Genomic DNA, 19,996 nt, shown 5'->3' with positions numbered 1-19,996 from the left:
GACTATAAGACGCCCACAAGCGAAGCGCAGGCGCCCTTCGTCTATCGGTTAGGACACCAGATTTTCATTCTGGGAAGAGGGGTTCGACTCCCCTAGGGCGTGCCACTTCTCTTCTTTCATCCAGGCAGTTTCATGAAATATTTCTTCGCGCAAACGTGAAGAACGTCTTCTATCGCCTTGTGCCTGCACGATAAAATTCCTTCGGGCAGCGTCATTTTTCGCTTGCGCATCAAGGCCGCGCCGACTATATGTCCGCTCACCACCGGACGCGCCCTTCGTCTATCGGTTAGGACACCAGATTTTCATTCTGGGAAGAGGGGTTCGACTCCCCTAGGGCGTGCCACGGTGTTTTCCCCGACTTGAACTGCAGACGAACGAACGTGATGCGCACAGCGCAGACACGTCTTTGCGTGGCGCATCCATATCCTTCGATGCCTTCGATGCAGTCGCCTAACGCGTTTTCGCCGCGTCGAGGACGCGCAGCTGCACGCGGCGGCTGCCCTGCCAGAGATCGGCAGACAGCGAGCCGGCGACATGGATGCTCTGGCCGCGCTGGGCAAACAAAAAGGGGCCGAGATCGGTGCCGAGCGCCCGAAAGGCGATGGCATCGAGCCGAGCGCCATCCATGCCCGACAGCGTCAGCTTGACGTGCTCGGCACCCACCTGCCTGACATCCACGACCTGATGGGCCGGCAGGGCAAAGACGGGCTGCGGATGGGCCGAGCCGTAGGGACCAGCCTTTTCCAGCTGATCGACAAGCTCAACCGTTGCGGCGCGGGCGCCGAGAGCGCCGTCGATCTTCAGCGTCTTGACGGCCACGAGCTGTGGCACCGTCTGGGCGGCGCGTTCGTCGAAGAAGGTGCGCAGGCGCCCGAGCTGGGCGCGCTCCACTGTCAGGCCCGCCGCCATGGCATGGCCGCCGCCCTTGACGAGCAACCCGTCGCCGACGGCAGCGCGGACCATCTTGCCCATGTCGAAGCCGGCAATGGAGCGGCCGGACCCGGTACCACGGCCATTGGCGTCGAAGGCAATGGCAAAGGCCGGGCGGTTGAACTTGTCCTTGAGGCGGGAGGCCAGCAGGCCGACAATGCCGGGATGCCAGCCCTCGCGGGCGGTGATGATGACGGACGCGCCCTCGCCCGTGCCGTATTCGGCGATCGCCTCGGCCTCGGCTTCCGCCAGCATCTCGGCTTCCATCGCCTGACGCTCGCGGTTCAGCTCATCGAGCTTGCGCGCGATCGTTTCGGCTTCGGCGGCATCCTCCAGCGTCAGCAGGCGGGCGCCGAGCGCCGCATCGCCGATTCGCCCGCCCGCATTGATGCGCGGCCCGATCAGGAAACCGAAATGGTAGGGCGTCACCGGCCCGCCGAGCCCGGCGACGCGGAAGAGTGCTGCAAGGCCGGGGTTCTGCTGGTGGCGGGCGGCGATCAGGCCCTTCACCACATATGCGCGGTTCAACCCCTTCAGCGGCACCACATCGCAGATCGTGGCAAGTGCGACGAGATCGAGCAATGCCAGCGGATCGAAGTCGCCGACTCGGCGGTCGCCGCGCTCGCGCAGACAGCGGAGCGTGTTGATGATGACGAGATAGGTGACGCCGGCCGCGCACAGATGCCCCTGCCCCGACAGATCGTCCTCGCGATTCGGATTGACCAGTGCGTGGCAGGCCGGAAGCGTCGCGCCCACCTGATGGTGGTCGATAACGATGACGTCGATGCCGGCACCGGCTGCGACCGCCAGCGATTCGTGGCTGGTGGAGCCGCAGTCGACGGTGACGATGAGGCGCGCGCCGCGCTCGATCAGTTGTCCGATGGCGGCGGGGTTCGGGCCATAGCCCTCGAAAATCCGGTCGGGGATGTAGATTTCGGCGTCGATGCCGAAATGGGCGAGAAAGCGCCAGAGCAGCGCGGAAGATGCCGCGCCATCAACGTCGTAGTCGCCGAAGATCGCGACCTTTTCACGCCGCACGATGGCTTCGGCAAGGCGCATGGACAGGCGGCGGCAGTCGGTCAGCGTGTCCGGATCGGGCATCAGGGCGCGCAGGGTCGGATCGAGGAAGGCGACGGCATCGTCGAGCGCAACGCCGCGCCCGGCGAGAACGCGGGAAATCAGTTCCGGCAGACCGTGGATCTGGGCGATCGCCAGCGCGCGGTTTTCGCCGGCCTGGTCGAGGCGCGCCATCCAACGATTGCCGCGCGCGGAAAGTTCCACACCGAGAAAGGGACGCTGGATCGGGTCGGCTGGTTCTTCCATGTCGCCTTTTCCCTCAGCGCCCCGAAAAGGGCATCACGGCTCTAACGGGAGCCTCAGGCCGCCTTCGGCCGCTCGATACGGATCACCTGCGGTTCGCCGACCAGATAGCCCTCGGCCTTGATCTTCTCGACGGCCGCGCGCACTGCATTTTCGCTGGTGGCGTGGGTGACGAGGATGATCGTCTGCGGCTCGACGCCTTCGGTATGCTGCTTGGAGCGCTGCACGATCGATTCGAGCGAGATCTTCTGCTCGGCCATGCGCGTCGCGATGCTCGCGAAAACGCCGGCGCGATCGACCACCGTGAGGCGGATGAAATAGCCACCCTCGTGATTCTGGATCTGGGCGCGCTGGTAGGGGATCAGCGCCTCGACCGGGCGGCCGAAGGCCGGCACGTTCTGGGCGCCGGGACGGCTCTTGGCGATGTCGGCGATATCGCCGAGCACGGCAGACGCCGTCGCATTGCCGCCGGCACCGGGGCCGACCATCAGCAGCTCGCCGAGAATGTCGCTTTCGATCGCCACCGCATTGGTCACGCCATCGACCTGCGCGATGACGCTGTCGACGGGCACCATGGTCGGGTGCACGCGCTGCTCGATGCCGCTGTCGGTCTTCTGGGCAACGCCGAGCAGCTTGATGCGGTAGCCGAGATCGGCGGCTGCGCGGATATCCTCGATCGAGATGTTGGTGATACCTTCGAGATAGATGTCGTCGGCCGCGATCGCCGTGCCGAAGGCAAGGCTCGTCAGGATCGACAGCTTGTGGGCGGTATCGTTGCCCTCGATATCGAAGGCCGGATCGGCTTCGGCATAACCGAGACGCTGGGCCTCCTTCAGGCAGGCCTCGAAGGTCAGGCCTTCGCGTTCCATGCGCGTCAGGATGTAATTGCACGTGCCGTTCATGATCCCGTAGACGCGGGAAATCGTGTTGCCGGTCATGGATTCGCGCAGCGCCTTGATAACCGGGATGCCGCCGGCCACGGCCGCTTCGTAGTTGAGCAGCGCGCCGGTCTTTTCGGCGATGGTCGCAAGCTCGATGCCATGGGCGGCGAGCAGCGCCTTGTTGGCGGTCACCACATGGATGCCGCGCGCAAGGGCCGCCTTGACGGCGCTGTAGGCGGGATCACCGGCACCGCCCATCAGTTCCACGAACACATCGAGTTCGGCATTGGAGGCGAGCGACAGCGCATCCGCATGCCACTCGACGCCGGAAAGATCCACGCCGCGGTCACGGTTGCGGTCACGCGCGGTGACGCCGGCAATGGTGATCGGACGTCCGCAGCTCGTCGTCAGCATCTCGGCCTTCTCGGTGAGGATGCGTGCCAGCGAGGCACCCACGGTGCCGAGGCCTGCGATGCCGATGCGGAGAGCTTGCGTCATGTCGGTTCGTCCTGTTGTCGCTCAAGCCCGTCAGGCTCATCCTGATCCCGGCGGGCTCTCTATTCCTTATTGTCGTTTGTCTCTTCGGGATAACCGAAAACCACTTATCCCTGACAAAGTCCAAAGCTCCGCCCGAAGGCGGAGCGTCAGTCCTAGTCTGGTAAGGGATAGCAGGCGTGCGATCAACGGTGGGCGTTGAGCGAAATCACGTTGTGCATCGTCTCGTCGGCCGAGGAGAGGAACTTCTTGATGTTGCGCGCGGCCTGGCGGATGCGGTGCTCGTTTTCGACGAGCGCCAGACGCACGTAATCATCCCCCATTTCGCCGAAGCCGATACCGGGCGCGACGGCGACATCCGCCTTCTCGACCAGCAACTTGGAGAACTCCAGCGAGCCGAGGTGGCGGAACTTTTCCGGGATCTTCGCCCAGGCGAACATGGTCGCGTCCGGCGGCGGGACCTCGAAGCCGGCCTTGCCGAAGCTCTCGACCATCACGTCGCGGCGGCGCTTGTAGACATTGCGGACTTCCGCGATGTCGGAGCCGTCACCGTTCAGCGCATGGGTCGCAGCCACCTGGATCGGCGTGAAAGCGCCGTAATCGAGATAGGACTTGACCCGCGTCAGCGCCGCGATCAGCCGTTCGTTGCCGACCGCAAAGCCCATGCGCCAGCCGGGCATGGAGAAAGTCTTCGACATGGAGGTGAATTCCACCGTGACGTCGATTGCGCCGGGGACCTGCAGCACGGACGGCGGCGGATCGTCGTTGAAGTAGATTTCCGAATAGGCGAGGTCGGAGAGCACGATGATGTCGTGCTTCTTCGCGAAGGCCACGACGTCCTTGTAGAAATCGAGCGTCGCGACCTTGGCCGTCGGGTTGGACGGATAGTTGAGGATCAGCGCGAGCGGCTTGGGAATCGAGTGCTTCACGGCGCGTTCCAGCGGCGGGAAGAAGGTCTCGTCCGGATCGACGGTGATCGAGCGGATCACGCCGCCGGCCATCAGGAAGCCGAAGGCGTGGATCGGATAGGTCGGGTTCGGGCAGAGGATCACGTCGCCGGGCGCGGTGATCGCCTGCGCCATGTTGGCGAAGCCTTCCTTCGAACCGAGGGTGGCGACCACCTGCGTATCCGGGTTGAGCTTCACGCCGAACCGGCGGGCATAATAGGCGGCCTGGGCGCGGCGCAGGCCCGGAATGCCCTTGGAAGACGAATAACGGTGCGTGCGCGGATCCTTGACCACTTCGCACAGCTTGTCGACGATGGCCTGCGGGGTCGGAAGATCGGGGTTGCCCATGCCGAGATCGATGATATCGGCGCCCGCCGCTCGCGCGCTCGCCTTCAAACGGTTGACCTGTTCGAAAACGTAGGGCGGCAAACGCCGGACTTTGTGAAACTCTTCCATCTTCTGACCTCGGTTTGCGCGAGATCCGGCAAGGGCCATCGGGCGCGTCGCCGGCGCGCGGGTTCAACGGGCCTTTCAGCCCCTCTCAAGGATACGCGCAGGCTCTGCACACGCGGCATCCGGATGCCACAGAAACACATTCTGCGGCCGAATTGCGGACATGGCTCGAATCCGAACCGCTCCGCCCTTCGACTCCAAGGCTTTGCGGCCAATCGACCGCAAAGGCAAGTGTTAATTGTTCATCTGCTTGAGGGTGTCGGCGCCGTGATTCGCGCCCAGCGCCCGCATCTCGGCAACGCGGCGGCGATACTCGGCTTCCGAGATCGAACCGGAGGCGCGGCGGGCTGCAAGACCGGAGAGTGCGCGCTGCTGGCCCTCGGCCTCCTCCGTCGTCATCTGGGTCGTGGCGGCATAGAGCGGGCGGTAGACGGAGGGAAAGCCTTCCGCATCCAGCGCCGGATCGGCGGAGGGCGGGGTCTTGCTGCAGGCGGCAAGGCAGAAGGTCGCGGCCAGCAGGGCGGCAAGGAAGCCCTGGCGGGCGAAGGCAGATGTCATGGTCCCGTGTCCGTCTGATACGTCTGATACGAAGGAGGCGCTGGCACTTGTAGTCGTTTTCGGGCAGGATGTAAAAACAAGAAAAACAAACGGGAATCGGGAGGTTCTGGGTTGGCGGAGCACAAAGGCCCTCACATCGGGCACTCGGAGACCGGTGGACACGCGAAGACCGAGGGGGGCGCATTTCCCGGTTTCGACGCCGCTTCGATCGAGCCCTATGTGCTGAAAGACCCAGAGACCTTTACCGTCAACCTCGCACGCGCGGTTGAAAATCTCGGCAAGGCTGCATCCGCCTGGCTCGCGCCGCGCGAGACCGGGGAAAAGACCGATATCGTCGCCGAGCCGCTGGTGGAGATGGTCAAGACGCTCTCGAAGGTCTGCGAATACTGGCTGGCCGATCCAAAGCGGGCGCTGGAAGCGCAAACGCATCTCTTCGGCAGCTATTTCGCCATCTGGTCGCGTAGCCTGATGAAGATGAATGGCGAGGCGCCGCCGGCCGATCCCGCCATCAAGCCGGACAAGCGCTTTGCGGATGCCGACTGGGAAAAGAACCCCTTCTTCGATTTCCTGCGGCAGGCCTATATTGTCACCGCCGACTGGGCGGACCGCATGGTGCGGGACGCGGAGGGGCTGGACGAACACACGCGCCACAAGGCGGCGTTCTATGTGCGCCAGATCACCAGCGCGCTGTCGCCGGCCAATTTCGTCACGACCAATCCGCAGCTCTACCGGGAGACCGTCGCGTCCAGCGGCGCCAACCTCGTCAAGGGCATGAAGATGTTTGCCGAGGATATCGCCGCCGGCGGCGGGGATCTCAGGATGCGGCAGACGGATACGAGCCAGTTCGCCATCGGCGTGAACATCGCGATCACACCGGGCAAGGTGGTGGCGCAGAGCGATGTCTGCCAGATCATCCAGTATGAGCCGACCACCGAGACGGTGCTGAAGCGGCCGCTGCTGATCTGCCCGCCATGGATCAACAAATACTACGTCCTCGACCTCAACCCGGCGAAATCCTTCATCAAATGGGCGGTCGACCAAGGGCATACCGTCTTCGTGATCTCCTGGGTCAATCCCGATGAGCGGCATGCCGACAAGGACTGGGAATCCTATGCGCGCGAGGGCATCGGCTTTGCGCTCGACACCATCACGCAGGCGACCGGCGAAACGGATGTGAACGCCATCGGCTACTGCGTCGGCGGCACGCTTCTGTCGGCAACGCTGGCGCTGCATGCGCGCGAGGGCGACAAGCGTATCCGCACGGCGACGCTCTTTACCACGCAGGTCGATTTCACCCATGCGGGCGATCTCAAGGTCTTCGTGGATGAGGAGCAGATCCAGATGATCGAGGCCGGCATGAAGGCGTCCGGCTATCTCGATGGATCGAAGATGGCCACCGCCTTCAACATGCTGCGCGCCTCCGAGCTCATCTGGCCCTATTTCGTCAACAACTACCTGAAGGGCCAGGATCCGATGCCCTTCGACCTGCTCTACTGGAATTCCGATTCCACCCGGATGCCGGCTGCCAACCACTCGTTCTACCTGCGCAACTGCTATCTCGACAACAAGCTGTCGCGCGGCGAGATGGTGCTGGCGGGCGACAAGATCTCGCTGAAGGACGTCAAGATCCCGATCTACAATCTCGCCACGCGCGAGGATCATATCGCCCCGCCGAAGTCCGTCTTCCTCGGCAGCACCGCCTTTGGCGGAAAGGTCACCTTCGTTGTGACCGGCTCCGGCCATATCGCCGGCGTCGTCAATCCGCCCGATAAGAAGAAGTACCAGTTCTGGACGGGACCGGCGCCGAAGGGCGAGTACGAGGAGTGGCTCGCAAAAGCCGAGGAGACGCCGGGCTCCTGGTGGCCGCACTGGCATGCCTGGATCGAGAAGCAGGACAAGCGCCGCGTTCCCGCCCGCAAGCCCGGTGGAACGATGAACACGCTGGAGGAGGCGCCTGGCTCCTACGTCCGGGCGCGGGCCTGAGGGGTGTCGCCAAGCGTCATGCCCGGCGACTGAGGCCATGGAATTTTCCCCACCGCTCGTCCCTGCCCGGCTCGTGTCGCGCTACAAGCGTTTCCTTTTCGATGCCGTGCTGGAAGATGGAAGTGCGATCACCGGCTTCTGTCCCAACACCGGCTCGATGCGCGGCCTGACGGCACCGGGGTCGCGGATCTATCTTTCGACCCACGAGACGGGGACGCGCAAATATCGCTACCAGCTGGAACTGGTCGAGGCCGATGGCACGCTGGTCGGCATCAATACCGGCCTGCCGAACCGGCTTGCGCTGGAGGCAATCCGGGCCGGCGTGGTCCCTGCCCTTGCCTCCCACGAAACGATCAAGGCCGAGCAACGCTACGCCGTGCAGTCGCGTATCGATTTCCTGCTGACCGATCATTCAGGCGCGCGGCTCTATGTCGAGGTGAAGAACGTCCATTTCTCGCGCAAGGCCGGGCTTGCGGAATTTCCCGACAGCCCGACGACCCGCGGCGCGCGCCATCTCGATGACCTCGCCGCCATGGTCGCGGAGGGGCATCGGGCGGCGATGCTCTACATCATCCAGCGCGGCGATTGCGAGCGGCTCGCCATCGCGGCCGATTTCGATCCGGCTTACGCACGGGCCTATAAGCACGCGCGGGCCGCCGGGGTGGAGGCCTATGCGGTGGCCTGCCGGGTTTCATCGCAGCAAATCAGCGCGTTGGACTTGATCCCGGTGGACGATCGGGCCATGACTGCTCTATGACATCCGCACCTTGCAGCGGGAAGTGTTCAGATGGTCACCTATATCGAGGCGGCGGCAGCGCCTCTCAAGAATACCGGCGTTATCCGCCTCTACGGGCCCGATGCCTTTGACGGCATGCGGCGCGCCTGTCAGCTGACCGCCCGGTGCCTCGACGCCCTCGTCGATATCGTCAAGCCGGGCGTGACCACCAACGAGATCGACCGTTTCGTCTTCCAGTTCGGCCTCGACAACGGCGCGCTGCCGGCAACGCTGAACTATCGCGGCTACACCAAGGCCTCCTGCACCTCGATCAACCACGTCGTCTGCCACGGCATTCCCGATGACAAGCCGCTGCGCGAGGGAGACATCGTCAATATCGACGTGACCTTCATCCTCGACGGGTGGCATGGCGATTCGAGCCGCATGTACCCGGTCGGGCAGGTCAAGCGGGCCGCCGAGCGGCTGATGGAAGTGACCTATGAATGCCTGATGCGCGGCATCGCAGCCGTCAAGCCCGGCGCGCGCACCGGCGCCATCGGCGAGGCGATCCAGATCCTGGCCGAAGCCGAGCGCTGCTCCGTGGTGCGCGATTTCTGCGGCCATGGCGTCGGCACGCTTTTCCACGATGCGCCGAACATCCTGCATTACGGCAAGGCAAGCGAGGGGCCGGAAATCCGCGAAGGGATGATCTTCACCATCGAGCCGATGATCAATCTCGGCCGCCCGCATGTGAAGGTGCTCTCCGACGGCTGGACTGCGGTCACGCGCGACCGGTCGCTCTCGGCGCAGTACGAGCACACGGTCGGGGTGACGGCCGATGGCTGCGAGATCTTCACGCTGTCGCCGGCCGGCCTTGACTGCCCGGGCCTCGCCGCACAGGCGGCCGCATGAGCAGGCAGCCGCCGGAAAAGGACGGGCTCGACACCGACGAACGCGGCTTCTTTGCCGAACAGAGGCCAAAGGCCGTATCCTCCGGACAAAAGGCGCTCGGCGGCGGCGTGGTCAAGGCGCGCCAGTCCCAGCCGGACGAGGCCCATTACCACGGCCATCGCGAGCGGCTTCGCACCCGCTACCGCGATCAGGGCGACGCGGCACTTGCCGATTATGAACTTCTCGAACTGCTGCTTTTCCGCCTCATTCCCCGCCGCGACACCAAGCCGATCGCAAAAGCCCTGCTCGACCGGTTCGGCACGCTTGCCGGTGTCTTCGGTGCGCCGCCTTCGCTTCTCATGGAGGTCAAGGGGGTTGGCGAGGCGGTGGCGACCGATCTCAAGCTCATTGCGTCGGTCGGCCAGCGCATGCTGAAAAGCGAGTTGCGCGGCAAGCAGGTGTTGAGTTCCTGGTCCTCCGTCATCGATTACTGCCACGCAGCCATGGCGCATGAACCGCGCGAGCAGTTCCGTATCCTTTTCCTCGACAAGCGCAACGCGCTGATCGCCGACGAGGTGCAGCAGACCGGCACCGTCGATCACACGCCGGTCTATCCCCGCGAAGTGGTGAAGCGGGCGCTGGAACTGTCGGCCACCGCGATCATCCTCGTCCACAATCACCCCTCCGGCGACCCGACGCCGTCGCGCGCCGACATCGAGATGACCAAAACGATCATCGACACGGCCAAGCCGCTCGGCATCACCGTGCATGACCACATCATCATCGGGCGAGACGGCCATGCCAGTCTCAAGGGGCTCAGGCTGATCTGAGGCCTTCGTCGTGATGCTTCCGACGCATCAAGCTCGCTGAAATGCCGCTGTCGCACATTGACCTTAAGGTTTTTGGCGTAGGACATTTGCGGCAGTGCACAATGATTCTCGCCCCGACCCTTACCAGCAGCGGACACCATCATGATGCAATTCGATCTCGTCGTCGTCGGCAGCGGACCTGCGGGCCGTCGTGGTGCCATTCAGGCCGCAAAGCTCGGCCGCAAGGTTCTCGTGATCGAGCAGGGCAAGCGGGTCGGCGGCGTCTCGGTGCATACCGGGACCATCCCGTCGAAAACGCTGCGCGAGACCGCGCTGAACCTGACCGGCTGGCGCGAGCGCGGCTTCTACGGGCGCGCCTACAGGGTCAAGCAGGAGATCAGCGCCGACGACCTGCGCCGCCGCCTGCTGATCACGCTCGACCATGAAGTCGAGGTGCTGGAACACCAGTTCGCCCGCAACCGTGTGCAGCACATGCGCGGCAAGGCACATTTCATCGATCCGGAAACGCTGGAGATCGTCAAGGATGACGGCGAAAGCGTGCAGGTGAAGGCGACCAGCATCCTGCTCGCCGTCGGCACCAAGCCGTTCCGGCCCGACTACATTCCCTTCGACCACAAGTCGATTCTCGACAGCGACGAACTCCTTGAGATCGAGCAGCTGCCGCGCTCCATGGTGGTCATCGGCGCCGGCGTCATCGGGATTGAATATGCGACGATCTTCTCCGCGCTCGACGCGCAGGTCACCGTCATCGATCCGAAGGCGACCATGCTCGACTTCATCGACAAGGAAATCGTCGAGGACTTCACCTACCAGCTGCGCGACCGCAACATGAAGCTCATCCTCGGCACCAAGGCCGACAAGGTGGAGAAGGATGCGGACGGGCGCTGCCGCATCACGCTCGACAATGGCCGCATCCTGCATTCGGAAATGGTGCTGTTTGCGGCCGGCCGCATGGGCGCGACCGATACGCTGAACCTTGAAGCCGCGGGGCTGACGGCCGACAGTCGCGGGCGCCTCTCGGTCAATCCCGAGACCTTCCAGACCAGCGTGCCGAACATCTATGCCGCCGGCGATGTCGTCGGGTTCCCGAGCCTCGCTTCGACCTCGATGGAACAGGGTCGCATCGCAGCGCGCGTCGCCGTCGGCGCAATCGCCAAGGAGCCGCCGAAATACTTCCCCTACGGCATCTATGCCGTGCCGGAAATCTCCACCTGCGGCCTGACGGAAGAAGAAGTCAAGCAGCGCGGCATTCCCTATGAATGTGGCATCGCCCGCTTCCGCGAGACCTCGCGCGGCCACATCATGGGGCTCGATTCGGGATTGCTGAAGATGATCTTCTCGCTGAAAACCCGCCGCCTGCTGGGTGTCCACATCGTCGGCGAAGGCGCGACCGAACTGGTCCACATCGGCCAGGCCGTGCTCAACCTCAAGGGCACCGTCGAGTATTTCGTCGAGAACACCTTCAACTATCCGACGCTCGCCGAAGCCTACAAGATCGCCGGTCTGGATGCCTGGAACCGGATGGGGGATCTGTCGCAGCCGGTGTGAGGCGGTGCAAGCCTGGAGCAGATATGCGTATCCTCTCCCTCAACTGCTGGGGCGGCGCGCTTTACGAGAGACTTTTGACGTATCTCGCCGAGGTGGATGCCGACGTGGTGTGTCTCCAGGAAGTGTCGCGCTCGCCGCGCGGCACTCCCGATTGGCTCGACTATGAGCATGACGGTGTCATCCTGCCGCAAAGAGCCAATCTTTTTGATGCCCTCAAAGCCTCGTTGCCGGACCACGACGCATTCTTCTTCCCGTTTGCACGCGGGCTGCTGCCCGCCGGATCCGGAATGCATTGGCAGTCCTTCGGGCTTGCGACCTTCGTACGCTCCTCTCTCGCCATCACGGGCCAGACGCTCGACTTCGTCCATGAGGCTTATTCGCCGAACGCATTCGGACCGCATCCGCGAGCGCGCAATGTTCACGGCGTCCGGGTCTTCGATCACGAAAGCCAGAAGAGCCTTGCCATCCTCCAATTGCACGGCCTCCGGGAGATTTCCGGCAAGGGCGATACAGCCGCGCGCGCCGGCCAAAGCAAACGTCTTGTCGAGATCATCCGGGCCTTCCAGAAGCCGAACGAGGCCGTTGTTCTATGCGGCGATCTCAACCTGTTGCCGGACAGCCAAACGTTCGATGACCTGAAGGCACTGGGTCTTGAAGACCTCGTGACGAAACTCGGTTTCACGGACACGCGCACCTCGCATTACGCGAAGTCCGGCCGGTACGCCGACTATCTCCTTGTGAACCCCCATGTTGAGTGGACAGCCTTCGATGTCGTGGCACAGCCCGAAGTGTCGGATCATCGCCCGCTTTTGCTGACGCTGCCTTGAGATGCTGGCAGACGCAAAAGGCCGCCCGGAGGCGGCCTTTTCGTCATCTCGTTGAAGTGCCGTTGATTATTCGGCGTCGCCTTCAGCGGCCTTCTTCTTGGCCGGGGCCTTCTTCTTCGGAGCCGGAGCTTCCTCGCCTTCGGCAGCGGCTTCGGTCGATGCGGCCTCGGCCTTGGCGGCCTTCTTCTTGGCGGGCTTCTTGGCAGCGGCCTTTTCGTCGCCGTCCTCGTCGTCAGCCATCAGCTCGTCCTTGGTGACGGTCTTGTCGGTGACGGATATTTCGGAGAGCAGGTGGTCGATGACCTTTTCTTCGAACAGCGGGGCGCGCAGCGAAGCGGCAGCGCCGGGCGTGTTGCGGAAGTAGTCGAGGATCTGCTTTTCCTGACCCGGGAACTGGCGCAGCTGTTCGAACAGCGAACGCTGCATTTCGTCTTCGCTCACCTCGACGCCGGCCTTCTCGCCGATTTCGGAGAGGACGAGACCGAGGCGGACGCGACGCTCGGCGAGCTTGCGGTATTCGGCGCGGGCTTCTTCTTCGGTCGTGTCTTCGTCAGCGAAGGTCTTGCCGGCCTGGGCGAGGTCGGTGTTGATCTGGCGCCAGATGTTCTCGAACTCGACATCGACCAGACGCTCGGGGGTCTCGAACTTGTACTGCTCGTCGAGCTGGTCGAGGATCTGGCGCTTGATCTTCTGGCGGGTGATCGAGCCGTACTGGCTTTCGATCTGGCCGCGGACGATTTCCTTCAGCTTGTCAGCCGATTCGAGGCCGAGCTTGGTGGCGAGTTCGTCGTTGATCTCGATGGCGCCGGGGGCGGCAACGTCCTTGACGGTGATGTCGAAGGTGGCGTCCTTGCCGGCGAGGTTGGCAGCCGGATATTCGGCCGGGAAGGTCACGGTGATGACCTTTTCGTCACCGGCCTTCACGCCGACGAGCTGGTCTTCGAAGCCGGGGATGAAGCGGCCGGAGCCCAGAACCAGCTCGGCATCTTCGGCCTTGCCGCCGTCGAAGGCAACGCCATCGACCTTGCCGAGATAGTCCATGGTCACGCGGTCGCCGTTCTCGGCCTTGCCCTTCTTGCTTTCGTAGGCACGGGCGCTTTCGGCGATCTTGAGGATCTGCTCGGTCACGTCCTCATCCGGAATCTCGACGACTTCGCGGGTAACCTTGATGCCGGAGACGTCGCCGAGCGTGATTGCCGGGATGACTTCATAAGCAACGGTGAATTCGAAATCGGCCTGGGCGGCGAGGATCTTTTCGGCTTCGGCCTGGTCCTCGGTCATCGCCACTTCGGGCTGCGTCGCAGACTTTTCGCCGCGCTCGTTGAGGATTTCGGTCGGCTTTTCGCGCACCAGCTCGTTGACGAGTTCGGCCATGACGGACTTGCCGTAGACCTTCTTGAGGTGCGCCATCGGCACCTTGCCCGGACGGAAACCGTTGATGCGGACGCGATCCTTGACCTCGACGAGGCGCTCGTTCATGCGCGCTTCCATGTCCTTGGCCGGGATGACGATCTTGAGTTCGCGCTTCAGCCCTTCAGCGAGCGTTTCGATAACCTGCATGTTCAAACCTTCATTTCACGTTGCGATGCCCAGGCGCTGGACGAGCGCGGGCATCTGGGCCGATCCTTTTGCCGGGTGTGGCTTTACGCATTTCACGGGCCGTTTTGCAAGCAAAATGCCTGCATACCCTCCGTCCGGCCACGGAAATCCATGCTCTGGCCTGCGCGAGCGCAGACCCAAAATGCCATCTTCCTGGAAGCACCGGAGGCGATCCCGGACATATCTGTTGTCCGCCGCCCTCCGTGCCCCGCCGGTCGCCATCGTGGGCGACCCATCATCTGGTGCGGGTAGAGAGACTTGAACTCCCACGCCTTTCGGCGCCAGAACCTAAATCTGGTGTGTCTACCAATTCCACCATACCCGCATGCGCCTGGAACCCTGCCCCGGCGCGGGCGTGTCTATAACACCGGCTCCGGTGGGCGCAAAGGAAAATCGTGACGGCACCATGACGGGGCTGCCGTGGACGGGCGATGTGTAGCGTCTGCGAAAATCAGAAGAGCGGTTCATCGTAGACGGGCTTGCCGTCGATCGACAGGGCGGCAATCTGCGCCGTCCCGGCGTCGGAAACCCGGACAGTGACGGCGAGCGAGCGCGCGATGACGGCATCTTCCAGCGCACGCCCCTCGCCTTCGGGCACGTAGTAGCGCTCGATACCGTAGGAGACAAAGTAGCTGGAGGTCGTGCCGGGCGCCGGCGGATACCAGGCGAAGGGTTCGGTGAGGAGAATGACGCTTCCCGGACGTTTCGCCAGAGGCTCGAACGAGGCTTCGCTCACCGTCCAGAAGCCATCCGCACCGGGCGCAATGCGCACATGCAGCCGCGCGGGCGTGGTGGCATCCGGCGTCGGGCCGACGATGCGATCGGAATCGATGGTGGCGATCTCGTAGGAGAGGACGACATAGTCGCCACGCAGGAGGTCGCGCGGATCGACGGGCGCCGTCTTTAGAACCACCGGATCACCCTGACGCAGGATCGTCGCGCGCTGGGCGATGGCCCAACCGACAATGCCGGTCTGCAGAAGTGCAACGACAAGGGCGGCAAGCAAGGGCGCAAGGAGGGGCTTGCGGGTTGCGGGGTCCGGGGCTGCTGTCGTCATGGTCATGCTGTCATCTCCTTGCGTCGGTCAGACAGTCTCTTTTCTATGCGCACGACGAGAAAGGCGAGCAGCGCAACGCCAAAGCCCGACAGAAGGAAGAAGCCGGAAGTGCCGAGAATGGAACCGACGGTTTCCGATGCCAGATAGAAGCATTCGACGGCGAAGATGAGGTAGGCGAGATAACGCACAGGCCCATTGAGGCGGCCCGCAAGAGCGATCCCGCCGAGCGCATAGACCAAGGTGACGATGCCCAGCCCGAGCATCGTCGAGCGGGCGGTTGATGCGAGATCGAAGGAGAGATGCAGCGCCAGCAGGCCAAGCGCGCCAAGGAGGTAGCTGTAGAAAGCCGGCGCAGCGCCCGTCCGGCTGGCAAGGCTCGAGAGGGGCGATACCGGCAGGACGGAAAGGAGAAAGCCGGCTGCGCCGATCGCTACATAGGCGATGGCCGTGCCTGCCGCATCGACTTCGGAATACAGCCAGCCAAACCAGGTGATCATGGTGAGGTAGACGATGTGGCGCGTGCGATCGGCGCCGGTGTAGCGCACCAGGGCAAGGACGATCACAAGCGCCAGCGGCACATACCAGGCGCCCTGCCCGGCGATCGCGATATAGGCGTCATCGAAGACCAGGGTCGCAAAAAGCGCGGCGAGCAGAACGGATGACAGCGTGGTGAGCGCCGGCATGCGGAACAGCGCGGCGGCAAGGCAGGACACGGCAAACCAGATTGCCAACGCATCGGCCGCGTCGCCCGACAGGTGATACATCTGTCCGACAAGCGCGATGGCACCGCCGAAGCTCACGGTGGCGACCAGTTGACAGCATTGGGCGAGCACGCGGGCACCCCGCATCTGGAAGACGGCACCTGCGCCGTAGCCGCACCAGATCAGCCCCAGGATAAGCCCCACCCGCAGCGGCCGGGAAATCGCCTCCCAGTTGGCAGCAACCAGCAAAAGGACAGACGCGGCGATCAGCAGGGCAGCGATCAGCATCAGCACGCGCCCCAGACTGAAACTCGATTCGCGTTGATCGAACTCGGTCAGCATGGCGGCGACAGCGGGTTCGGAAACCAGCCCGAGACCGGCCCAATGCCTCAGATCCTTCTCCAGCCTCGATCGATACATGGATGTTTCCGACCTTTCTGTCCTTCGCGCGCGCACCCGCCAGGGCGCATCGTCGGGACGTGAATCCCCTCGCCCGTCACGCGAATGGAAGCACTCCAACGCGACCGTGTCCACAGGAGCGCAGGAACGGTCATGCTACAAGCCTGAAATTGTTCAGAGTTGGCAATGCGACGCAACACAGCTCAACATCATGCAGAGAGCGCATGGCATCCATTCGCGTATTGCACTGCACAAACGGACTGGCATGGAATATGTATGACTTATCGAAACGGCGCCGACGATGGCGACGTAGACGAAGGGCCCGGTCAGCCCGCGAAAGCACAGGCCCCGGACTGAAAGGTTCGTGAATGAGTTTCGGGAGCGCGCACTCCTCCTCCTCCCAGCGCGCCCCGATTGGATCGGCGGCACTCCTCCTCCCAGTCGCCGATCATCCCAAATGACGCCCGCTGCTCCTCCCGCAGCGGGCGTTATTGTTTTGGGCCGCGGGCTGGCATGCGAGATGGCTGCCGATTTCAGGATCCCCGCGTTGGCCACTGGCAAGACTGGTCGCCTCGTTTCGCGCTGGAGCGGCACGCCAAGCAAAGCGACGAGGCTGCCCAAAGGCGTTCGCGACGGCGTGAGAGACGATCTTGATCTTTTTTTAAGCATTTTTTCTCGCGCGGCCACGCACCTATGCATTTGGCGCATAGGTGCCATTCTCAAACATCTCTGGAAAAATGCAGGGGTGCGCCTTATCTTCACATCATCTGCAAGCGCACTCCTCCTCCCAGCGCGGCCGATGGGACTGACAACGTTCCTCCTCCCAAGTTGTCAGTCGGAACAAGCGACGCCTGCCGGATCTCCTCCCCCGGCAGGCGTTGTTGCTTTCAGGCACCTGCTGACACGCTTCCGATCAACTGCCGCTGGCCGCCCACGCGGCGCCTAGCGCAGATCATCCTTAAAATCCGGTAAATCTTTCCTAAACAGAGATGCGCTCTCTGCATGGGTGCGATGCAGCATAAGCGCTGGGGAACGGCCATCACATCGATTATATTCAGTCCATCAGATGAGGCCAGCGAGAGATAAAAGGCTGGCGACGGATCTTGGAAAGGAAGAGATCATGAACCTGGCACGCTCCTTCAGCACCTGGCGCAAGTACCGTCAGACCTGCAACGAACTCGGCCGCATGACGGACCGCGAACTGAACGACCTCGGCATCGGCCGCGACGACATCCCGCAGGTTGCCCGCCGCGCCGTGAAGTAAGTCTTCTGGGTCAGCGACCCGCATTGCCTTCAAACGCCTGCCGGACTTGTCCGGCGGGCGTTTTTCGTTTGGCGCCGTAGTTGAGTTACGGAATGACTGCGCCGGCGTCACCCCCGCTCCGGACCGAAACGCCTGCAAGACCGCGCGCACCAACCCGCCCCGGCCGGCTGTCGCCGCCTCGACACCATCAGCGACCGCCGGAATTTCAATCACTCGGGATGTCTGCCTCGAATTCATGCATCGTCCTGCACATTTGCATGGCAGATGCCTTTTCTTTGCACTCCATCTGGCGTGCGGCCGCGCGTATAAGCACGGTCAAGAGAGCGCGCGGCGCTCCAACACGTCTTTCGAGGAAACATCCATGAACCCGATTCGCATTGCCAAGAGCTGGATCAACTACCGCCGTACGATGGCCGAGCTGGCCAGCCTGCCGACCCACACGCTCGCCGACATCGGCATCACGCGGTACGACATCCGCAACATCGCTTCCCGTTCGTTCCGCTAAGCAGCCGGACCGGGACTGACCGCTGCGGCGCCTTCGGGCGCCGTTTTGCGTTTCGGGCGTCTGTCTGTTCACGCAAACGCCATCGGCCGGCGTGCTGCGGCATCACAAATCGATTCCGCTTTCCGGGGCGTTGGTGTAGGAGGCTTGGCATGCAGAACACATCCTCCTTCGCTCCCATCCATGTCGTCGGCGGCGGGCTGGCCGGCTCCGAAGCCGCCTGGCAGATAGCCCAGGCCGGCGTGCCGGTCGTGCTCCACGAAATGCGCGGCGTACGCGGCACGGACGCCCACAAGACCGACGATCTCGCCGAACTCGTCTGTTCCAACTCCTTCCGCTCCGACGACGCGACCAGCAATGCGGTCGGCGTGCTGCATGCCGAGATGCGGCTGGCGGGTTCGCTGATCATGCAGGCTGCCGATCGCCATCAGGTGCCTGCTGGCGGGGCGCTGGCGGTCGATCGCGACGGATTTGCACAGGCGGTGACGGCCGAGATCGCGGCGCATCCGCTGATCACGGTCATGCGCGAGGAAGTCGCTGGCCTGCCGCCAGCGGACTGGGGTCTGTCGATCGTCGCCACGGGCCCGCTGACCGCGCCGTCGCTGGCGGAAGCGATCCGTGCAGAAACCGGCGAGGATGCGCTGGCCTTCTTCGACGCGATTGCGCCCATCGTGCATTTCGACACGATCGACATGGACATCTGCTGGTTCCAGTCGCGCTACGACAAGGTTGGCCCCGGCGGCACGGGCAAGGACTATATCAACTGCCCGATGGACGAGGCGCAGTATAATGCCTTTGTCGATGCGCTGATCGCCGGGGACAAGACCGGCTTCAAGGAATGGGAAGGCACGCCCTATTTCGACGGCTGCCTGCCGATCGAGGTCATGGCCGAGCGCGGCCGCGAGACGCTGCGCCACGGGCCGATGAAGCCGATGGGCCTGACCAATGCGCATAACCCGACGGTGAAGGCCTACGCGGTCGTGCAGCTTCGCCAGGACAATGCGCTCGGCACGCTCTACAACATGGTCGGCTTCCAGACCAAGCTGCGCTATGGCGCGCAGGCCGAAGTCTTCCGCATGATTCCCGGGCTCGAGAAAGCGGAGTTCGCGCGGCTCGGCGGCCTGCACCGCAACACTTACATCCACTCGCCCACCCTGCTCGATCCCACGCTGCAGCTCAAGTCGCGGCCTGGCCTGCGCTTTGCCGGCCAGATCACCGGCTGCGAGGGCTATGTGGAAAGCGCCAGCATCGGGCTCCTGGCCGGCCGTTTCGCCGCTGCCGAGCGCAAGGGGCTGACGCCCGTCGTCCCGCCGCAGACGAGCGCGTTTGGCGCCCTGCTCGGCCATATCACCGGCGGGCACATCGTTTCTGACGAGGAGCCGGGCAAGCGCTCCTTCCAGCCCATGAACGTCAATTTCGGCCTCTTCCCGCCGCTGGAGCCGGGTGCGATCACCCGGCCGGAAGGCGTCAAGCGGTTCCGGGGCAAGGAAAAGGCGGTCGTGAAGAAGAACCTGATGGCGGAACGGGCATTGTCGGACTGCGCCGCCTGGCTGTCAGCCAATCCAGTCTGATCGCGCAACCGGGAGCATCAGCAGGCCGGGAGCATCAGCCGGCCGGCTGCTCGCCGTTCCCATCGCCATCGGCCAGACCAGCGGGATCGCGGGGCACAAGCGTTTCCAGAAGCAGCAGTGACACTTCCGCCGCATCCGCCTCGCTGCGGAAGCGGTAGATACCGTCGAGATAGGCGAAATCCGGAAAATGGGCGCGGATCGACCGATCATCCGGGCCGGGGCTCACCTGCACGCTGCCGGGGCCCAGGAGATGGCAGAGATAGTGGGCACCGTGAGCCTGCATGAAGCCGGCCTTGCCGTCGTGCAGGCGCAGGAAATAGGCGCCCTCGTCTTCCGTCATGTGAATGGAGCGGATCGCTTCCTCGGGATAGGCGCGACCGAAATCGAGGATGGCAAGGCCGGTGTCCGCTTCGCTGGCATCGCGCGCCGCGCGGTTCAGCATGCGGTCACGGAAGAACAGCGCGCCGATCACCACCGCGGCCAGCAGGCCAATCCACAGGGTGGACTCCAGATCCAACCGTCTAT

Annotated in this window: 17 protein-coding genes and 3 tRNA genes; 11 read left to right on the top strand and 9 right to left on the bottom strand. The window is 63.6% G+C overall.

Translation table 11 applies throughout. The features are described 5' to 3' along the window. The first annotated feature begins 30 nt into the window (after positions 1 to 30). Both ACED18_RS02475 and ACED18_RS02470 read left to right on the top strand, forming a co-directional pair. A tRNA-Glu gene (locus ACED18_RS02475) sits at positions 31 to 105 on the top strand. A gap of 163 nt (positions 106 to 268) precedes the next feature. Continuing rightward, a tRNA-Glu gene (locus ACED18_RS02470) sits at positions 269 to 343 on the top strand. Positions 344 to 450: 107 nt separating this feature from the next. Here the strand turns inward: ACED18_RS02470 and recJ are convergent. The 4 genes from recJ to ACED18_RS02450 all read right to left on the bottom strand — a co-directional run bounded on the left by recJ (position 451) and on the right by ACED18_RS02450 (position 5,584). Further along, positions 451 to 2,253 (bottom strand): single-stranded-DNA-specific exonuclease RecJ, encoded by a 1,803-nt coding sequence (gene recJ, locus ACED18_RS02465; RefSeq protein WP_377288662.1) that lies wholly within the window; start codon positions 2,251 to 2,253, stop codon positions 451 to 453. Positions 2,254 to 2,306: 53 nt separating this feature from the next. Beyond that, a complete protein-coding gene (locus tag ACED18_RS02460) occupies positions 2,307 to 3,629 on the bottom strand; it encodes a homoserine dehydrogenase (RefSeq protein WP_377288660.1) in 1,323 nt (440 codons plus the stop codon). Positions 3,630 to 3,811: 182 nt separating this feature from the next. Further along, entirely contained in the window at positions 3,812 to 5,029 is a 1,218-nt protein-coding gene (locus ACED18_RS02455) for an LL-diaminopimelate aminotransferase (protein ID WP_377288658.1), read from the bottom strand. A 231-nt stretch (positions 5,030 to 5,260) separates the two neighbouring features. Further along, positions 5,261 to 5,584: an SHOCT domain-containing protein gene (locus tag ACED18_RS02450; RefSeq protein ID WP_377288656.1), complete on the bottom strand. Its 324-nt coding sequence runs from the start codon at positions 5,582 to 5,584 to the stop codon at positions 5,261 to 5,263. Positions 5,585 to 5,719: 135 nt separating this feature from the next. Between ACED18_RS02450 and ACED18_RS02445 the strand changes: the two genes are divergently transcribed. The 6 genes from ACED18_RS02445 to ACED18_RS02420 all read left to right on the top strand — a co-directional run bounded on the left by ACED18_RS02445 (position 5,720) and on the right by ACED18_RS02420 (position 12,378). After that, positions 5,720 to 7,567, top strand: a complete 1,848-nt coding sequence (locus tag ACED18_RS02445; RefSeq protein WP_377290987.1) for a PHA/PHB synthase family protein — start codon at positions 5,720 to 5,722, stop codon at positions 7,565 to 7,567. A gap of 37 nt (positions 7,568 to 7,604) precedes the next feature. Further along, the gene (sfsA, locus tag ACED18_RS02440) at positions 7,605 to 8,324 is read left to right on the top strand and encodes a DNA/RNA nuclease SfsA (RefSeq protein ID WP_377288654.1); all 720 of its coding nucleotides are present in this window, start codon (positions 7,605 to 7,607) and stop codon (positions 8,322 to 8,324) included. 30 nt (positions 8,325 to 8,354) lie between these two features. After that, positions 8,355 to 9,194 (top strand): type I methionyl aminopeptidase, encoded by an 840-nt coding sequence (gene map / locus ACED18_RS02435; protein ID WP_377288652.1) that lies wholly within the window; start codon positions 8,355 to 8,357, stop codon positions 9,192 to 9,194. Beyond that, the gene (gene radC / locus ACED18_RS02430; RefSeq protein ID WP_377288650.1) at positions 9,191 to 10,003 is read left to right on the top strand and encodes a DNA repair protein RadC; all 813 of its coding nucleotides are present in this window, start codon (positions 9,191 to 9,193) and stop codon (positions 10,001 to 10,003) included. Before map ends, radC begins: the two co-directional genes overlap by 4 nt. A 141-nt stretch (positions 10,004 to 10,144) precedes the next feature. Then, positions 10,145 to 11,551: a Si-specific NAD(P)(+) transhydrogenase gene (gene sthA / locus ACED18_RS02425; RefSeq protein WP_377288648.1), complete on the top strand. Its 1,407-nt coding sequence runs from the start codon at positions 10,145 to 10,147 to the stop codon at positions 11,549 to 11,551. Positions 11,552 to 11,574: 23 nt separating this feature from the next. Continuing rightward, on the top strand, positions 11,575 to 12,378 hold the full coding sequence (locus ACED18_RS02420; protein ID WP_377288646.1) for an endonuclease/exonuclease/phosphatase family protein: 804 nt from the start codon (positions 11,575 to 11,577) through the stop codon (positions 12,376 to 12,378). A 66-nt stretch (positions 12,379 to 12,444) separates the two neighbouring features. Here ACED18_RS02420 and tig read toward each other — a convergent pair whose 3' ends face one another. From tig to ACED18_RS02400, 4 genes are all read right to left on the bottom strand, one after another. Beyond that, complete coding sequence (gene tig, locus ACED18_RS02415) at positions 12,445 to 13,938, bottom strand: trigger factor (RefSeq protein ID WP_377288644.1); 1,494 nt, start codon at positions 13,936 to 13,938, stop codon at positions 12,445 to 12,447. Between the two features lie 279 nt (positions 13,939 to 14,217). Then, positions 14,218 to 14,302: transfer RNA gene (locus ACED18_RS02410), tRNA-Leu, on the bottom strand. Between the two features lie 126 nt (positions 14,303 to 14,428). Further along, on the bottom strand, positions 14,429 to 15,034 hold the full coding sequence (locus ACED18_RS02405) for a GDYXXLXY domain-containing protein (protein ID WP_377290985.1): 606 nt from the start codon (positions 15,032 to 15,034) through the stop codon (positions 14,429 to 14,431). 2 nt (positions 15,035 to 15,036) lie between these two features. Further along, a complete protein-coding gene (locus ACED18_RS02400) occupies positions 15,037 to 16,155 on the bottom strand; it encodes a DUF2157 domain-containing protein (RefSeq protein ID WP_377288642.1) in 1,119 nt (372 codons plus the stop codon). A gap of 1,099 nt (positions 16,156 to 17,254) precedes the next feature. On the opposite strand from ACED18_RS02400, the gene ACED18_RS02395 reads away from it, so the two are divergent. The 3 genes from ACED18_RS02395 to trmFO all read left to right on the top strand — a co-directional run bounded on the left by ACED18_RS02395 (position 17,255) and on the right by trmFO (position 19,471). Beyond that, entirely contained in the window at positions 17,255 to 17,398 is a 144-nt protein-coding gene (locus ACED18_RS02395) for a DUF1127 domain-containing protein (RefSeq protein ID WP_377288640.1), read from the top strand. A gap of 361 nt (positions 17,399 to 17,759) precedes the next feature. Beyond that, positions 17,760 to 17,903, top strand: a complete 144-nt coding sequence (locus ACED18_RS02390) for a DUF1127 domain-containing protein (RefSeq protein WP_377288638.1) — start codon at positions 17,760 to 17,762, stop codon at positions 17,901 to 17,903. A 149-nt stretch (positions 17,904 to 18,052) separates the two neighbouring features. Further along, positions 18,053 to 19,471 carry a methylenetetrahydrofolate--tRNA-(uracil(54)-C(5))-methyltransferase (FADH(2)-oxidizing) TrmFO gene (gene trmFO, locus ACED18_RS02385; protein ID WP_377288636.1) on the top strand — a complete coding sequence of 473 codons (1,419 nt, stop codon included), beginning with the start codon at positions 18,053 to 18,055 and terminating at the stop codon, positions 19,469 to 19,471. A 34-nt stretch (positions 19,472 to 19,505) separates the two neighbouring features. On the opposite strand, the gene ACED18_RS02380 is transcribed toward trmFO, so the two are convergent. After that, positions 19,506 to 19,913 carry a hypothetical protein gene (locus ACED18_RS02380; protein WP_377290983.1) on the bottom strand — a complete coding sequence of 136 codons (408 nt, stop codon included), beginning with the start codon at positions 19,911 to 19,913 and terminating at the stop codon, positions 19,506 to 19,508. Between the last annotated feature and the right edge of the window lie 83 nt (positions 19,914 to 19,996).

The organism is Rhizobium sp. SG2393 (assembly GCF_042610495.1).
Taxonomy (GTDB): Bacteria; Pseudomonadota; Alphaproteobacteria; order Rhizobiales; family Rhizobiaceae; genus RU20A.
This window is presented reverse-complemented; position numbering and strand designations above follow the sequence as displayed.